This window comes from Nocardioides insulae DSM 17944, assembly GCF_000422825.1.
GTDB classification, from domain to species: domain Bacteria; phylum Actinomycetota; class Actinomycetes; order Propionibacteriales; family Nocardioidaceae; genus Nocardioides; species Nocardioides insulae.
Genome location: NZ_AUGU01000014.1, coordinates 124528 through 140751, shown reverse-complemented (window position 1 = coordinate 140751; position 16224 = coordinate 124528). Strand labels below are relative to the sequence as shown.

Here is a 16224-nt window from a genome sequence, read left to right as displayed (position 1 = left end):
GTCGCGGCCACCGACAGTTTCGGCGTGGCCTGCCTGGGCACGGGCCGCCGGACGCCGCGACACCCCTGGCTCAGTGAACAGCTCAAGGAACCGGCAACGCCCCGGTAGCACGCCCGGACGAGTGCCCTCAGGCCTTCTCCTGCATCGAGGTGCGAGCAGGATTGGCCTGCTGGGCCGCCTTGGGGTCGACCTCCCCCTGCTTGGCGCGGACCCCTTCCTCCACCCGCTTGCCGAGGTCGGCGTCGACGTTGCGCCAGTAGTCGAAGGCCCGGGTGAGGACCTTGTCACTGACGCCGTTGAGCAGGTGGCCGACGATGTTGTCGACCAGTCGGTCCCGTGCGGCGTCGTCCAGCACCTCACGGACCAGCGTGCCCGCCTGGCCCCAGTCATCGTCCTCCGGCCGCAATGTGTACGCCGTGCGCACCATCTCGCCGTCGGCGTGCCAGCGTCCGCCGTCGTCGGTGCGTTCGGGGACGGCCGCCGGGCCGCCGTACGAATTGGGGGCGTAGACGGGGTCGGAGGCATTGCGCACCCGCATCGCACCGTCCTTGGAATAGCTGTGCACCGGCGACTTCGGCTCGTTGACCGGGATCTGTCGGTAGTTGCCACCGAGCCGGGCACGGTGGGCGTCGGAGTAGCTGAACCCGCGGGCCAGCAGCATCTTGTCCGGCGAGAGTCCGGTGCCGGGGACCAGGTTGTTGGGCTCGAAGGCCGCCTGTTCCATCTCGGTGTGGTAGTCGGTGACGTTGCGGTTGAGCGTGAGCCGACCGACCTCGTGCAACGGGTAGTCGCCGTGCGGCCACACCTTGGTGAGGTCGAAGGGGTTGAACCGGTAGGTCTTCGCCTCCTCGAACGGCATGAGCTGGACCTTCAGCGTCCAGCTCGGGAACTCACCGTCCCGAATGTGCTCGTAGAGATCGCGCTGGTGGTAATCGGTGTCGGCCGAGGCCATCTGATCGGCCTCGTCCTGGGTGAAGGTCTCGATGCCCTGGTCGGTCTTGAAGTGGTATTTCACCCAGAAGAGCTCACCCCCTGCGTTGATCCAGGAGTAGGTGTGGCTGGAGTAGCCGTTCATGTGCCGCCAGGTGCGCGGGATGCCCCGGTCGCCCATCAGCCAGGTCACCTGGTGCGCGGATTCGGGCACCAGCGTCCAGAAGTCCCACTGCATGTCGTGATCGCGCAGGTTGTTGTCCAGGCGACGCTTCTGGGAGCGGATGAAGTGCTGGAACTTCATCGGGTCGCGCATGAAGAACACGGGAGTGTTGTTGCCGACCAGGTCGAAGTTGCCCTCCTCGGTGTAGAACTTCAGCGCGAAGCCACGGGGGTCGCGCCAGGTGTCCGGGCTCCCCCGCTCACCGGCGACGGAGGAGAACCGGGCGAGGACCTCGGTCCGCTGCCCGGGCTGGAACAGGCCCGCCCGCGTGTACGCTGACACGTCGCCGGTGACCTCGAACTCGCCGAAGGCCCCTCCGCCCTTCGCATGCGGCTGGCGCTCGGGGATCCGCTCGCGGTTGAACTGGGCCATCTGCTCGATCAGGTAGTGGTCCTGGAGCAGCAGCGGACCGTCCGGTCCGACCGACAGGGAGTGCTCGTCGCTGGCGACCGGATTGCCGGCGTCGTTGGTGGTGGCGGGTCCGGACTGGTCGGCGTTCTGCGTGGTCATCGAACTCTCCTCCCGCCCGGCTCATCAGGGCTCGGGCAGCGTGGTCAGGTGGTTCCTGGCACAAGGGGCCGTACCCCCAAACCTGTTCCTCTCACAGCCCTGGTTCAAGGCGCCCGAGTGGGCCGTAGCATGTGGCCCATGACCTCTACGCCTCGCGACCGCCGTATCTCCCAGCGCATCGGTGCCATCGCCGAGTCCGCCACGCTGAAGGTCGACGCGAAGGCCAAGGCCCTCAAGGCCGAGGGCCGCCCCGTGATCGGCTTCGGCGCCGGTGAGCCGGACTTCCCGACCCCCGACTACATCGTCGAGGTGGCGGCGGCCGCCGCCCGCGACCCCAAGAACCATCGCTACTCCCCCGCCGGCGGGCTGCCCGAGCTGAAGCAGGCCATCGTCGAGAAGACCCTCCGCGACTCCGGGCTCGAGATCACCCCGGCGAACGTGCTCGTCACCAACGGCGGCAAGCAGGCCGTCTACGAGGCGTTCGCCACGATGCTCGACCCGGGCGACGAGGTGATCGTGCCCTCGCCGTACTGGACCACCTATCCGGAGTCGATCCAGCTGGCGGGCGGGGTCACCGTCGAGGTCTTCGCCGACGAGACCCAGGGCTACAAGGTGACCGTCGACCAGCTCGAGCAGGCCCGCACCGAGCGCACCAAGGTGCTGCTCTTCGTCTCCCCGTCCAACCCGACCGGGGCGGTCTACACCGCGGATGAGATCCGCGCGATCGGCGAGTGGGCCGAGCAGCACGACCTGTGGGTCGTGACCGACGAGATCTACGAGCACCTCACCTACGACGGCGTCGAGACCGGTTCGCTGCCGGTCCTGTGCCCCGACCTCGCCGACCACACCGTCGTCCTCAACGGGGTCGCCAAGACCTACGCCATGACCGGCTGGCGGGTCGGGTGGATGATCGGTCCCGCCGACCTGGTCAAGGCCGCCACCAACCTCCAGTCGCACGCCACCTCCAACGTCGCGAACGTCTCGCAGCGTGCCGCCATCGCCGCCCTGGCCGGCGACCTCTCCGCGGTCGAGGCGATGCACTCGGCCTTCGACCGCCGCCGGCGCACGATCGTCTCGATGCTCAACGAGATCGACGGTGTCGAGTGCCCCACGCCCGAGGGAGCCTTCTACGTCTACCCCTCGGTGAAGGGACTGCTCGGCAAGGAGTACGCCGGGGTGCGGATCGAGACCTCCGCCGAACTCGCCGAGTTCATCCTCGAGCAGGTGGAGGTCGCCGTTGTCCCGGGTGAGGCCTTCGGCCCCTCTGGCTATCTGCGGCTGTCCTACGCACTGGGCGACGACGACCTGGTCGAGGGCATCAGCCGGTTGCAGAAGCTGTTCGCGTGACCTCAGGGGCACCCCGCTCCGATGCGGGGTCTCGGCAGGCTCGACCGACGTACGCCGGGCCTGCCGAGGCGCGCCCCCACACCCTCCGCCGCAGCCTGCGCGCGCTGCCCAAGGCGCACCTGCACCTGCACTTCACCGGCTCGATGCGCCATCAGACGCTGCTCGAGCTCGCCGACCGCGACCGGATCCACCTGCCCGACCAATTGGTCAGTGACTGGCCGCCGCAGCTCAGCGCGGCGGACGAGAAGGGCTGGTTCCGCTTCCAGCGGCTCTACGACGTGGCCCGATCGGTGCTGCGCACCGAGGCGGACGTCCGCCGGCTGGTGCGCGAGGCCGCCGAGGACGACGTCCGTGACGGCGGCCGCTGGCTGGAGATCCAGGTCGACCCGTCCGGTTACGCCGTCCGGTTCGGCAACATCACCGCGTTCACCGACCTGGTCCTCGACGCCGCCCGGGAGGCGGAGCGCGAGACCGGCCTGGGGATCGCGGTCGTGATCGCCGCCAACCGCACCCGCCATCCGCTGGACGCGAGGATCCTGGCCCGGTTGGCGGCGAAGTACGCCGACCGCGGCGTCGTCGGCTTCGGTCTCTCCAACGACGAGCGGCGCGGGATGACCGAGGAGTTCGCGCACGCGTTCGCGATCGCCGAACGGGCCGGGTTGATGCTCGTCCCCCACGGCGGTGAGCTGCGCGGCCCCGACCACATCGAGCGGGTGCTGCGCTCCCTGCGTCCCACCCGGCTGGGTCACGGCGTCCGGACCGGCGAGGACCCCGATCTCCTTCGCCGGGTGATCGACGCCGGCGTGGCGCTCGAGGTGTGCCCCACCTCCAACGTGTCTCTGGGGGTCTACAGCGACCTCAGCTCGGTGCCGCTGCCCAGCCTGCTCGCTGCCGGTGCCACCATCGCGCTCGGCGCCGACGACCCGCTGCTCTTCGGCTCCCGTCTGGCCGGCCAGTACGCCACCATGCGGGCCGCGCACGATCTCTCCGATGCCACCCTCGCCGAGCTGGCCCGGATGTCGTTCCGGGCCTCGCGGGCACCGGAGGAGCTCCGGGCGCGAGCGCTGGCCGACATCGACGAGTGGCTCGAGGCGTCCCCTGTGGCCGATGATGGCCCCGATGAAGTGTGACTACTTCGACGCTCGCATCTGCCGCTCCTGCGCGCTGCTCGAGGTTCCGTACGCCGACCAACTGGCCCGCGCCCAGCGGCACCTGGCCGAGGTCCTGAGCGCGGTCCCGGCCGACGCCTGGCAGGAGCCGGTGGCCAGTGCCGAGGAAGGGTTCCGCAACAAGGCGAAGATGGTCGTCGGAGGCACCGTGGAGGCGCCCTCCCTCGGCATCCTCGGTCCCGACCGCACCGGTGTCGACCTCACCGGCTGCGCGCTGCACACGCCCGGTATCCGGGCGGCGCTCCCGGTCCTCGAGCGGTTCGTGACCAGGGCCGGACTGACGCCGTACTCGGTCCCGCACCGACGCGGCGAACTCAAGCACGTGCTCGTGACCGAATCGCCGGACGGCGAGCTGATGGTGCGCTGGGTGCTGCGGTCATCAGAACCCGTGGCCCGGTTGCGCAAGCATCTCCCGTCCTTGCAGGCGGAGCTCCCCGGCCTGGTCGTCGCCTCGGCCAACCTCCAGCCCGAGCACAAGGCGGTGCTCGAGGGCCCCGAGGAGATCATGCTGACCGAACAGCAGACGCTCACCATGCGGCTCAACGGTCTCCCCCTGCACCTGCGACCGCAGAGCTTCTTCCAGACGAACACCGAGGTGGCCGCCGCGCTCTACCGGCACGCCCGGGAGTTGGTGGCCAGCACCGACGCCGTCACGGTCTGGGACCTCTACTGCGGCGTGGGCGGCTTCGCCCTCCACCTCGCCGCGGACGACGAACGTCGTGCCGGCAACGGACCGAGCCGGATCGTCGGCGTGGAGGCCTCGGTCGAGGCGATCCACAGCGCCCGGACGACCAGTGCCGAGCTCGGCCTGACCGGCGTGGACTTCGTCGCGGGCGACGCGACGGCCTATGCCCTGGAGGCCGACCGGTCCCCGGACCTGGTGGTGGTGAACCCGCCCCGGCGCGGCATCGGTCCGCAGTTGGCCCGGATGCTCGAGGAGTCCGCGGCGCGGCAGGTGTTGTACTCCTCCTGCCGCGCCGAGTCCCTGGCTGCCGACCTGGCCCGGATGCCCTCGCTGCGACCGGTCTCGGCACGGATGCTGGACATGTTCCCGCACACCGAGCACCACGAGGTGCTGGTGCTGCTCGAGCGGCGCTGACCCGGTGTCCTCGGGCTCTCCCCAACTCGGCCGGTAGAGGTTTCAGCGGCCCGCGGATCTGGGATAGTGGCGCCATGACCAACGGTCCAGACGACCCCGAGGGCAAGCTGCCCGACGAGGACGACAACTCCGACCAGACCCGGATCCGACCCAACCTCGCCAATGACGACAGCGCCGCCGCCGGGCCGGGGGCCTCCGGCGATTCCGGCGCATCCGATGACTCCGGTCCCTCGGGTGACTCCGAGGCTGCCGGGGGTTCCGGGGCTGCTGGTGGTTCGGAGCGTCCGACCTGGCAGCCGCCCGCCTGGCAGCCGCCGTCCTACGGCGACGAGACCGCGCCGTACGGCAGTGTGCCGCCCCCGCCGCCGGGGCCCGCGGCCTCGGGCGAGGGCTGGGGCAGACCCGCCGCGGGCGAGCCCGGTTCGCCGGAGCCGCAGGCACCCGGCCCCCAGTCCGCAGGGCAGGGGCCGGGCCAGGATCCCTACGCCCCGGGCGCCTCGGCCGAGCCCCCCGCAGGTCAGGACCCCTACGGCCAGAGCCCCTACGGTCAGGCGCCCTACGGCCAGGATCCGTACGCCCAGGCCCAGGAGCAGCCCTACGGCTACGGTCAGGCCGACCCCGCCCAGCAGCCCTACGGCTACGGCGCGACGCCGTACGGCTACGGCGCGGCTCCGTACGGCGCGGTCAATCCGCCCTCCGACTCCGGCGCGACCACGTCGATGATCCTGGGCATCGTCGGTCTCGCCAGCATGGTGGTGCTGTGCGGCATCGGCCTGGTGCTCTCGCCGTTCGCGATGGTGATGGGCCTGCGGGCCAAGCGCCGGATCGAGCAGGCCGCCGGACAGTTGGGTGGTCAGGGGCAGGCGACCGCCGGCTTCTGGACCGGCCTGATCGGCACGATCTTCCTCGTCCTGGGAGTCATCTCCCTGGTCGTCTTCTTCGCCATCGGGCTCAGCGGCGGCTTCGACAGCGATCCCGACTACTACTACGACAACGACTACGACGACTTCTGAGTCGGCGCACCATCACCGTGAGGGCCTCGAGGGGTTCGGCCGTCTCCGGCCGAACCCCTCGAACCGTCTCCGCCTCGCGCTGCGCTTCGGGCACCGCCGACCGAGCCGGTCGGGGCCCGATCGCCTCACACGAACCGGTCGCGCAACTTGCGACGCTGTAGCTTGCCGGACTCGGTGCGCGGGAAGTCCGCGAGGAACTCGTAGCGCTGCGGATGCTTGTACGACGCCAGGCCGGCTGCGGCGTGGTCCCGGAGCCGGTCGGCGAGGGCGTCCGCTCCCGGGGCGTCGATCTCGCTCCCGGTCACCGGCTGGACCACCGCCACGACCCGCTGACCCCACTCCTCGTCGGGAAGGCCGATGACGGCTGCGTCGGCGACCTCCGGGTGGCTGAGCAGGTGGGCCTCGATCTCGGCCGGATAGATGTTGACTCCGCCGGAGATGATCAGGTCGCTGCGCCGGTCGAGCAGATAGAGGTAGCCGTCCTCGTCGAAGCGACCGACATCGCCCACGGTGAACAGCCCGTCGCGGATGCTGGCGGCGGTCTTCTCCGGATCTCCGTGGTAGACGATGCCCGGCGCCGGGAAGTAGATCAGCCCCTCCTCCCCCGGGCCGACCTCGGCGCCGGTCTCGTCGAGCAGCCTCACCCCGCTGTCGGGCGCCGGCTTGCCCACCGTGCCCGGGTGCGCGAGCCACTCCTCGCTGCCCACCACCGAGACGTTTCCTTCGGTCGAGGCGAGGTACTCCCAGATCACCGGTCCGAACCAGGCGATCATCGCCTGCTTCACCTCCGGCGGGCACGGGGCGCCCGCGTGGATGATCTGCTCCAGGCTGGACACGTCGTACGCCGCGCGGGTCTCCTCCGGTAGGCGCAGCAGCCGGTGGAACTGGGTCGGCACCATGTGGCTGCTGGTGACACCGTGTTCCTGGATCACCTCCAGCGTGCGGACCGGGTCGAACCGGGGATCGATGACCACCGAGTGCCCCGCATGGAGGTACGCCGTGGCGTGGGCGATGGGTGCCGCGTGGTAGAGCGGGGAACAGACGTAGTGCATGCCCGCGGAGTTCCACGTCGAGGTGTAGCGCTCGATCAGCAGTCGGTAGGCGCCCTCGGCCTGTTCCTCGGGACTCATCGCCGGCAGCTGCCGCTCCACGCCCTTGGGCCGGCCGCTGGTGCCCGAGGTGTAACCCATCGCCCAGCCCGCCTCACGCTCCGGCGGGTCACTCGTCGGCTGCCCCTCGGTCAGTGCCGAGATCGGTTGCCAGCCGTCGGGCACCGGTCCCCCGCGGACGTAGCCCGCCCAGCCGGCAGGCGTACCCAGCTTCGCCGCCTCCTCGGCATCCGCGATCACCACGGCGGCCCCGCTGTCACCGAGGATGTACTCGACCTCACGCGGGGTGAGCCGCCAGTTGACCGGCACCAGGAACGCGCCGATCTGGGCGGTCGCGAAGATCGTCTCCATGAAGGTGGCGCTGTTGTGCAGCACGACCGCCACCGCGTCGCGTGGCTTGATCCCGGCTGCGCGCAGTCCCCAGGAGAGCTGGTTGGCCCGGCTGAGCAGCTCTCCGTAGGTGAGCCTCGAGCCGTCTGTGTCGATGATGGCCAACCGCCCGGGATCATCGTGGGCGAGGGTGTAGAAGCTGGTCAGCGTGGCGACGTGGTCAGTCGCGAGGGCAGGCGAAGACAATCGGTCCCCCTCCGGGACGGTGCGGAAGGGCCGCGGCACTGCCGCGGCCGGATCGGACGACGATCGTCTGCGGGTGAGTCAAGCCATCCTTTTGACTTGTGTCAACCGTCACAGCCGCTGGAGCGTCCCAGAGCACCGACCCGGATCGCCGGTCAGCAGCCTGCCGACGATCCACGCGACCCGACTCGACCGTCCGGAAGGCCCGACTCGACCGCCCACGAGGCCCCATTCAACTCTCCGGGAGGCCCCACTCGACCGTCCGGAAGGCCCGACTCGACCGCCTACGAGGCCCCACTCAACTCTCCGGGAGGCCCCACTCAACCGTCTACGGGCCCGGACACAACGAGTCGTGGGGTGGGGTGGGAGGGACGCCTGGTCAGAGGGTGAGGTCCACCAGGACGGGCTCGTTGACCAGCCGGATGCCGTAGGTCGACTCGACACCGGCGCGCACCTCGCGGGCGAGGGCGAGCACATCGGCTGCGGTGCCGTGGCCGCGGTTGGTGATCGCGAGGGTGTGCTTGGTGGACAGGGAGACCCGGCCACCCGGGCCCGGGTGGCCCTTGCCGAAGCCGGAGCGTTCGATCAGCCAGGCCGCGCTGGTCTTCACGCTGCCGTCGGGCTGCGGGAACGCGGGGGCGCCCTCGGGGACCCGATCCTGCTCGACCACCGGGTTGGTGAAGAACGAACCCGCGCTCCAGGTGTCGTGGTCCTCGGGGTCGAGCACCATGCCCTTGCCGCGCCGAAGCTTCAGCACCGCCGCACGGACGTCGGCCAGCGGGGCGCGTTCGCCCAGTGCGACACCGAGGGTGCGCGCCAGTTCGGCGTACCCGATCGGGGCGCTCTGCTCCCCCTGTGCGAAGGAGAAGGTGACCTCGAGGACGAGGAAGCGGCCGCCGTACTCGTCGAGTCGGTCGGCCTTGAACCGCGAGGTGCGGTAGCCGAAACGGCACTCGTCGGCGGTGAAGGTACGTCGCTCGCCGAGCACGCGGTCCCAGACCTGCACCCGCGCCAGCGTGTGCGAGACCTCCTGGCCGTAGGCGCCGACGTTCTGGATCGGGGTGGCGCCCACGCTGCCGGGGATGCCGGCGAGGGCCTCGATCCCGGACCAGCCGTGCGCGACGGCGTGGGCGACCAGGTCGTCCCAGTTCTCGCCGGCGGCGACGGTGACGAGCAGTCCGCCGCCGGGTACGTCGCCCGGGGACTGGTCCTCCTCGATGCTGATCCCGCGGGTGGCGACGCGCACCACCGTGCCCGGGAATCCGGCATCGGCCACGACCAGGTTGCTGCCGCCGCCGAGTACTAGCAGTGGGTCGCCGGCTTCGTCGGCCCGCCGGACCCCGTCGATCAACTCCTCGGTGGTGGTCGCGGCGACCACACTCGCCGCCGGTCCGCCCAGTCGCAGGGTGGTGTGCCGGGCCAGGAGGAGATCCGTACCGGTCAGGGTTCGACCCGACTCAGGCACGCACGACCGCCTTCGGCATCCCGAGGACCTTGGTGCCATCCACGGTGACCTCCAGGGCGAGGGTTGCCAGCCCGTCCTCGACCTTCTTGACCGAACCGGCGACCCGCACCAGGGTGCCGGTGTCGTCGTCGGGGACCACCACCGGGTTGGTGAACTTCGCACCGAGGTCGACGACCTCGGCCCCGTCGGTCCAGACCGCCACGGCCCGGGCGGCCAGCCCCAGGGTCAGCATGCCGTGCGCGATCACGCCCGGAAGTCCGACCGAGGTCGCCACCCGATCCGACCAGTGGATCTGGTTGAAGTCACCGCTGGCGCCGGCGTACTGAACCAGGCTCGCCCGGGTGACCGGGAACTCCTGGGGCTCGAAGATGTGTCCCGCAGTGAGGTTCATGCGTTCGCTCCCTCGGCCTCGCCACGGTGCAGCAGGGTCGCCGTCGCCGTGCAGACCAGGTCGCCCGAGGCGTCCCGGATCTCGCTGGAGGTGCCGATGATGTCGTTGCCGCCGATCTGCCGCAGGCTGGCGACGGTCAGCGTGACCGCCAGCTCGTCCCCGACCCGGACCGGCCGCTCGTAGTGGAACTTCTGCTCACCGTGCACGATCCGGAACAGGTCGATCCGCTCGGCCGCCAGGAACGCGTTCATCGCGTCGAAGGCGAGCACGATCGGGAAGGTGGCCGGCACCTTCTCCGCGGTGCCGGGAGCGCCCGCGGCACCGGTGGCGGTCGCGAACTCCCCCACCTTCTCCCGGGTCACGGTATAGGGGCGTGTCGGCGGGAACACCCGCCCCACGAGCGTCGAGTCGACTGGCATGGCCGTCAGCCTAGCCCGGCACAATGGGTGCCATGGCGTGCACCCGGATCCCCTCGCGCGCGCTCGTGCTGCTCGCCACGTCGCTCCTCGCGCTGCTCACCGGCCTGCTGGCCGGCTGCTCACCGGGCGAGAGCGACGCGGGCGACGAGGGCACCGGGTGCGGGCCGGTGACGCTCGCGGACACGGTCGGTCGCGCGCCGTCCTACGCCGAGGCCTACGACGGTGCCTACGACCACTACCCGCACGACGAGGACGCCTGCCGAGCGGTGTGGCTGCCAGGCGCCGAGGACGGCTTCGTCCCGCAGGGGCTGGCAGTGCGCGGCGGGACCGCCTGGGTGAGCGGGTACGGCGATGCCGAACCCGGCCGGCGGTACTGCTGGGTGATGCGGGTCGACCGCGCCACCGGCGACCTGCTCGGTGAACGCCGCTGGCGCCCCGACGCCTCGGTGCTGTGCCGGCACGGCGGCGGGGTCGCCCTGGACGGCGATGGACTGTGGCTGGTGGAGAACAAGGCACTGTGGCTGCTCGACGCCGACACCCTCCGGATCCTCGCCCGCCACCCCATCGAGGACCTCAAGGCCTCCGTCCTGGTGACCGACCGCAGCGGCCGGCTGGGCATCGGCAGCTTCCGCCGGCAGCGTGCCGGACGACTGCACTGGTTCGAACTGGCGCCACTGCGAGCCCGTGCCGACGGCACCCCGCTCAGCGCGGCCGAGGCCACCTCCCACCGCCGGATCACCCGGGGCGCCCAGGGGTTCAGCTGGTCCGCCGGACTCTGGCAGACCAGTTCCACCTCCACCTGCGCGCTCGGCGTCCTGCCCGGCGGCGGTCGGGTCGGACTCGTTCCCGGCGCTGAGGGTCTGGCCCGGCAGGGACGCACCCTGTGGGTGGTCAGCGAGACGGCGAGCGCGGCGTACCAGCGGGCCGGACGGTCCGCGGTGCCGATGCTGGTCGGCTACGACGCCGGCCGTGCACGGAGCTGGGCCGAACCCGACTGCGTCCCCTGGAGGTGAGGACGCCGGAACGCCGAAGGGCCCGTCCGGATCGGACGGGCCCTTCGGGAAGCAGATGAGACGCTGAGCTCAGCGGGTCTCGCGGTGCGCCTGGTGCTTGCGGCAGCGCGGGCAGAACTTCGCCATCTCCAACCGGTCGGGGTTGTTGCGACGGTTCTTCTTGGTGATGTAGTTGCGCTCCTTGCACTCGGTGCACGCCAGAGTGATCTTGGGGCGAACGTCGCTGCTCTTGCTGGCCACGGGAAGTCCTTTGTGTTGCTCCTGATGGATGATAAGGCGGTAGCGGGGGCGGGGATCGAACCCGCGACCTCACGATTATGAGTCGTGCGCTCTAACCGCCTGAGCTACCCCGCCTCAGACGGAAGACCCACACCCTCACGGCTGTGGAGACCTCCGCCATCAGAGCCCCTTTACGGAATCGAACCGTAGACCTTCTCCTTACCATGGAGACGCTCTGCCGACTGAGCTAAAGGGGCGTGGTCCGACTCTCTTGCGAGCGCCCGGCCAACGAGGAAGAACACTACAAGGCCCCCACGCCAGATGCGAAATCGGGGTCCCCCCTCCTTCCTCCCCGCTCTCCGCCACCTCCGGGGCGGACGTCCGGAGTGCCAGGATCAGTGGTCGGCGGGGTGGGCCCAGCGACCACGGGTCTGACGGACGTGGGCGTCCATCAGCCGCTCGACCAGCGCCGCATCCCTGGCCTCGAGCGCGTCGACGATCACCAGGTGCTCGCGGGCGGCGCCCTCGAGCTCACCGCGTTCGAGCATGTCGGCCAGGCCGTAGAGGCGGGCGTGGGCGCGCAGGTCGCCGACGAGGGCGCTGATCCGACGGTTGCCGGCGTACTCCAGCAGCTTGAGGTGGAAGGCCCGGTCGTGGTCGGTGTAGGCGACCAGGTCGCCGGAGGCCGCGCCGCGCACGATCGCCTCGGCCAGCTCCCGCAGCATCGGGAAGTCTGCGTCGGGGATGTCGGGGGTGACCTGGGCGGCCAGTCGAGGCTCGATCAGGAGCCGAAGCTCGGTGATGTCGTCGAGATCGGCCTCCTCGACACTGGTGACGCGGTAGCCCTTGTTGGGCACGGTGGCGACGAGATTCTCCCGCACCAGATCGAGCATGGCCTCGCGCACGGGGGTCGCCGAGACGCCGAACCGGGCCCCGAGGGCGGGCGCGGAGTAGACGGTGCCCGGCTCCAACTCGCCAGACACGATCGCCGCGCGCAGCGCACGCGACACCTGCTCGCGCAGGCTGACCTTCTCGAACTGGGTGATGTTCGTGATGTTGGTCGACACAGCCCTCTCCCCAATCGATCGCCCGTCGATCGTACGCGCCTCACCATGTGACGTGGCACGCCGCCGCGAGCCGATCCCACTGTGTCGCAGACCACGCCGACCCCTTGTGTCAGTGCAATGGCACATTGTACGGTGCCACATCCCGCGAAGGGTCCGCGGGCATCACCGAGGAGTGACGACTGTGGTCGACCAGATCTACGCAATCGGGGACAAGCTGTGGCTGATCATGCTCTTCCTGGCCTTGCCCCTGGGCGCCTACCTGACGGTGCGCTCCCGCTTCCTCCAGGTACGGCTGTTCAAGGACATGCTCCGCCAGCTAAAAGGCGGCGGCGAGCATGAGAACGGCGGGCTGACGCCCTTCCAGGCGCTCTCGCTCACGATCGGCAATCGGGTCGGCGTGGGCAATATCGCCGGTGTGGCCACCGCGGTCGGCTTCGGCGGGCCCGGAGCGCTGTTCTGGATGGGCGTCATGGCGTTCCTCGGGGGCGCCACCGCCTTCGTCGAGTCGACCCTGGCGCAGATCTACAAGGAGCGCGTCGACGGTGACCTCCAAGGCGGAGTCCCGTTCTACCTGGAGAAGGTGTTCCAGAGGCGCTGGCTCGGCGTGATCGCCGCCGTTACCGCCTTGATCCTCTACGCGCTCCTCGCGCCGGGGGTCCAAGCCACCAACATCGGCGTCGCCGCGGAGTTCGGCCTCGGCGTACCCACCTGGGCGACCGCCTCGGCCGTCACCGTCACGCTCGCGGTGATCATCTGGGGTGGCCGTCAACGCATCCTCCGATTCGTCAACGTGGCAGTGCCCCTGATGGCCTTCGGCTACATCCTCGCCACCGTGCTGGTCCTCGCGTTCAACATCACCGAGGTGCCCGCCGCGATCGGCCTGATCATGTCCAGCGCGTTCGGCATCGACTCGGTCTTCGGCGGGATCGTCGGAGCTGCGATCGCCTGGGGTGTACGGCGGGCCCTGTTCTCCAACGTCGCAGGCGTCGGCGAAGGCACCTACGCCGCCGGTGCCGCCGACGTGTCGCACCCGGCCAAGCAGGGGCTGGTGCAAGCGTTCTCCATCTATATCGACACCCTGACCATCTGCATGGCGACCGGGCTGATGCTGGTGGTCTCGGGCCAATACAACGTGGTCACCTCCGGCGGCACCGAGATCCAGACCAACATCCCGGGCGTCGAGGCAGGTCCCAGCTTCACCCAGGCGGCCGTCGAAACAGTGTGGGAGCCCGCCGGCGGTCCGTTCATCGCGATCGCGATCGCGCTGTTCGCGCTGACCACGATCGTCGCCTTCTACTTCATCGCCGAGACCAACCTCGCCTACCTGGTGCGGCACCGGAACCCGGTCTACGTGCGGATCCTCGAGATCGTCATCGTCGCGATCGTCTTCTACAGCACGATCCAGGATGCCGGCCTGGTGTGGGCCACCGCCGACATCGGGTACGGCGCGCTGGGCATCATCAACTTCGTGGCACTGTTCTTCCTGTCCGGGATCGCACTGCGGACCCTCCGCGACTACGACCGGCAGCGCGCCGCCGGTCTCGATCCCGTCTTCGACCCGACCAGGCTGGGCATCAAGCACGCGAACTTCTGGGAGGACCTGCGTGCCGGTGACAAGGCCCCCTCCCGCGGCAACTGAGCCGCGCCCTCACGAAAGGCAGCGCCATGACCGAGCTGATCCTCGTCGGCACCGATGGGTCCGAGACCGCCACCCTCGCCGTGGCCGAAGCGGCAGAACTGGCCACGAAGCTGAGCGCGAAGCTCATCGTCGTGACGGCGTATCCCCGGCTGGCCGCCAGCCGGCTGGGACAGCAGGCACACAACGTCCCCGCCCCGAAGCACTGGCGGACCGACCACCGCGCCGAGGCCGAGGAGATCCTCGCCGCGGCCATCGCGTCCCTCGGCCGGTCCGGTGTCACACCGGAGACGATCGCCCAGGAGGGCGAGCCCGCGGAGGCGCTCATCAAGGTCGCCGAGGAGCGTCGTGCCGACATCATCGTCGTCGGCAACAAGGGCATGACCGGGGCGAAGCGGTTCCTGCTCGGATCGGTGCCGAGCAGGGTGGCCCATCACGCGCCCTGCTCGGTACTCATCGTCCGCACCACCTGACCACCCGGGTCGTGGAGCGCGACGGAGGCGGTCGACGCCGCCCCGCCTCCCCGTCGCGTCAGTCCTCGCCCTCCCCCGTCGTGGCCAGTTCACCGAGTGAGACCGGGGCGGTGAAGGGCCGCTTCGCCAGCGGCGCCAGATCGGTGGTCTCCAGGGATCGACCGCAGGCGGTCAGCTTGGCGGTGGCGAAGCCGCACACCCGGCCCTGACACCGGCCCATCCCGGGACGGGCCAGCATCTTCGCCGTACGGGCGTCGCCGGCGCCGAGGACGTCGCGGACCTCGGCCACCGCACCCACGGTGACCTCTTCACACCGGCACAGCATGGTCTCGTCGGTCAGCCACTCCGCCCACCGCTGCGGCACCGGGTGCGCGCGGTGCATGGCCGCAGCGAACCGGCGGTGCCGACGCACCCCGCGCTGCAGCGCCTCGATCCGTGAGCCCGCCACCGGCACCCCGTGGTCGAGGGCCAGCGTCAGACCGGCCAGTTCTCCCTCCCCCGCCGCGAGCACCGCGCCGCCGACGCCGGTGACCTCACCCGCGGCGTACACCCGGGGTACGTCGGTGCGCTGGTTCGGGTCGACCCAGGCGACGAGGGACTCATCGACGTCCACCCGAGTGGTCGCCCCGACGGCCGAGACCAACTCGAGGGAAGGCGTGAACCCCCAGCCGAAGGCCACCAGGTCGACCTCGACCCGCTGCGGGGGAACGTCGGGGCGCACCCGGCCCGTGCGGTCGAGCCGGGAGAGCGTCGCGCCGGTCACCGACCCCTCGCCGTGGACCCGTGTGAGGGCGGTGCGCTGTCTGAAGGGGACCCGGTGGCGGAGCAGGGCGCCGGCGTACTCGAGCGCCTCGAGGCCCTTGCCGGGCACCGACACCGCCCCCAGAGGGGAGCGGCCCCAGCCGGTGACCGAGTTGGCCTCGCACACCGCCAGCACCTCGGCCCCGGCCGCGGCCAGCCCCTCGGCGACGGGCAGCAGGAAGGGGCCCGTGCCCGCGACCACCGCTCGCCGCCCGGCCACACTGCGGTGCGCCTTCAGCAACGCCTGCACGCCGCCCGCGGTCATCACGCCGGGAAGGTCCCACCCCGGCACCGGCAACTGCCGGTCATAGCCGCCCGGACACAGCACCAGCGAGGTCGCCCGCACCAGTCGTGGCGCGGGCGTCTCCACCGCTGCATGGGTGGTGGTCAGGTGGAGGTGCCACACTGCGGCGCGCTCCTCGACGAACCACACCTGCCGCTCGGCGAACGCCTCCACCCGTCCCCCACCGATGAGCCGTCCCAATCGATCACGAAGCCGGGTGAAGCGACGCCACCCATGCTGACCCCGACCCTCGTCGGGCCAGGCGGCCCCCTCGTCGGGGTGTCGCCAGAACTGCCCGCCCGGTTGGGCGCCGGCGTCGACCAACGCCACCCGCAGGCCCTGTTCTGCGGCCGTCACGGCGGCACTCAGCCCGGCCGGCCCGGCGCCCACCACGGCCACGTCGTAGACGCCACCGCTCCGCTCGGCCCGGAGCCACCGATCGTCGACCTCTCGAGCCTCACCGGACCGGTGTGCCGGCAAGGCG

At 70.6% G+C, this 16224-nt stretch carries 15 protein-coding genes and 2 tRNA genes; 7 read left to right on the top strand and 10 right to left on the bottom strand.

Annotated elements, in window-relative coordinates:
• Nucleotides 1-127: 127 nt before the first annotated feature.
• Nucleotides 128-1663, bottom strand: a complete 1536-nt coding sequence (locus tag G515_RS0104980) for a catalase (protein ID WP_028659269.1) — start codon at nt 1661-1663, stop codon at nt 128-130.
• A gap of 138 nt (nt 1664-1801) precedes the next feature.
• Here G515_RS0104980 and G515_RS0104975 point away from each other — a divergent pair, with 138 nt between their 5' ends.
• The 4 genes from G515_RS0104975 to G515_RS22510 all read left to right on the top strand — a co-directional run bounded on the left by G515_RS0104975 (nt 1802) and on the right by G515_RS22510 (nt 6291).
• Entirely contained in the window at nt 1802-3010 is a 1209-nt protein-coding gene (locus G515_RS0104975) for a pyridoxal phosphate-dependent aminotransferase (protein ID WP_051217890.1), read from the top strand.
• The gene (locus G515_RS0104970) at nt 3007-4140 is read left to right on the top strand and encodes an adenosine deaminase (protein WP_281168281.1); all 1134 of its coding nucleotides are present in this window, start codon (nt 3007-3009) and stop codon (nt 4138-4140) included. Before G515_RS0104975 ends, G515_RS0104970 begins: the two co-directional genes overlap by 4 nt.
• Nucleotides 4130-5278: a 23S rRNA (uracil(747)-C(5))-methyltransferase RlmC gene (rlmC, locus tag G515_RS0104965; RefSeq protein ID WP_028659266.1), complete on the top strand. Its 1149-nt coding sequence runs from the start codon at nt 4130-4132 to the stop codon at nt 5276-5278. The genes G515_RS0104970 and rlmC overlap by 11 nt, the downstream gene beginning before the upstream one ends.
• Nucleotides 5279-5352: 74 nt before the next feature.
• Nucleotides 5353-6291, top strand: coding sequence for a DUF4190 domain-containing protein (locus tag G515_RS22510; protein ID WP_051217889.1), 939 nt, complete (start codon nt 5353-5355; stop codon nt 6289-6291).
• A gap of 125 nt (nt 6292-6416) precedes the next feature.
• Here the strand turns inward: G515_RS22510 and G515_RS0104955 are convergent, their stop codons facing one another.
• The 4 genes from G515_RS0104955 to G515_RS0104940 all read right to left on the bottom strand — a co-directional run bounded on the left by G515_RS0104955 (nt 6417) and on the right by G515_RS0104940 (nt 10248).
• Nucleotides 6417-7976 (bottom strand): AMP-binding protein, encoded by a 1560-nt coding sequence (locus G515_RS0104955; RefSeq protein ID WP_211220949.1) that lies wholly within the window; start codon nt 7974-7976, stop codon nt 6417-6419.
• A gap of 376 nt (nt 7977-8352) precedes the next feature.
• On the bottom strand, nt 8353-9477 hold the full coding sequence (locus G515_RS0104950; RefSeq protein WP_084653111.1) for a UDP-N-acetylmuramate dehydrogenase: 1125 nt from the start codon (nt 9475-9477) through the stop codon (nt 8353-8355).
• Nucleotides 9431-9829: a MaoC/PaaZ C-terminal domain-containing protein gene (locus tag G515_RS0104945; protein ID WP_028659263.1), complete on the bottom strand. Its 399-nt coding sequence runs from the start codon at nt 9827-9829 to the stop codon at nt 9431-9433. The genes G515_RS0104950 and G515_RS0104945 overlap by 47 nt, the downstream gene beginning before the upstream one ends.
• A complete protein-coding gene (locus tag G515_RS0104940) occupies nt 9826-10248 on the bottom strand; it encodes an FAS1-like dehydratase domain-containing protein (protein WP_028659262.1) in 423 nt (140 codons plus the stop codon). The genes G515_RS0104945 and G515_RS0104940 overlap by 4 nt, the downstream gene beginning before the upstream one ends.
• 32 nt (nt 10249-10280) lie before the next feature.
• On the opposite strand from G515_RS0104940, the gene G515_RS0104935 reads away from it, so the two are divergent.
• Complete coding sequence (locus G515_RS0104935; protein WP_157571006.1) at nt 10281-11261, top strand: hypothetical protein; 981 nt, start codon at nt 10281-10283, stop codon at nt 11259-11261.
• Nucleotides 11262-11330: 69 nt separating this feature from the next.
• Here the strand turns inward: G515_RS0104935 and rpmG are convergent, their stop codons facing one another.
• The 4 genes from rpmG to G515_RS0104915 form a co-directional block, all read right to left on the bottom strand.
• Nucleotides 11331-11501, bottom strand: coding sequence for a 50S ribosomal protein L33 (gene rpmG, locus G515_RS0104930; RefSeq protein WP_028659260.1), 171 nt, complete (start codon nt 11499-11501; stop codon nt 11331-11333).
• Nucleotides 11502-11541: 40 nt separating this feature from the next.
• Nucleotides 11542-11615, bottom strand: a tRNA-Met gene (locus G515_RS0104925).
• 49 nt (nt 11616-11664) lie between these two features.
• Nucleotides 11665-11737, bottom strand: a tRNA-Thr gene (locus tag G515_RS0104920).
• Nucleotides 11738-11875: 138 nt separating this feature from the next.
• Nucleotides 11876-12547 carry a GntR family transcriptional regulator gene (locus G515_RS0104915; RefSeq protein ID WP_028659259.1) on the bottom strand — a complete coding sequence of 224 codons (672 nt, stop codon included), beginning with the start codon at nt 12545-12547 and terminating at the stop codon, nt 11876-11878.
• A gap of 172 nt (nt 12548-12719) precedes the next feature.
• Between G515_RS0104915 and G515_RS0104910 the strand changes: the two genes are divergently transcribed.
• Together G515_RS0104910 and G515_RS0104905 are read left to right on the top strand one after the other, a co-directional pair.
• Nucleotides 12720-14186: an alanine/glycine:cation symporter family protein gene (locus G515_RS0104910; protein WP_028659258.1), complete on the top strand. Its 1467-nt coding sequence runs from the start codon at nt 12720-12722 to the stop codon at nt 14184-14186.
• Nucleotides 14187-14212: 26 nt separating this feature from the next.
• Nucleotides 14213-14656 (top strand): universal stress protein, encoded by a 444-nt coding sequence (locus tag G515_RS0104905; protein WP_028659257.1) that lies wholly within the window; start codon nt 14213-14215, stop codon nt 14654-14656.
• A 58-nt stretch (nt 14657-14714) separates the two neighbouring features.
• Here G515_RS0104905 and G515_RS0104900 read toward each other — a convergent pair whose 3' ends face one another.
• Entirely contained in the window at nt 14715-16220 is a 1506-nt protein-coding gene (locus G515_RS0104900; protein WP_245565212.1) for an FAD-dependent oxidoreductase, read from the bottom strand.
• Nucleotides 16221-16224 lie beyond the last annotated feature (4 nt).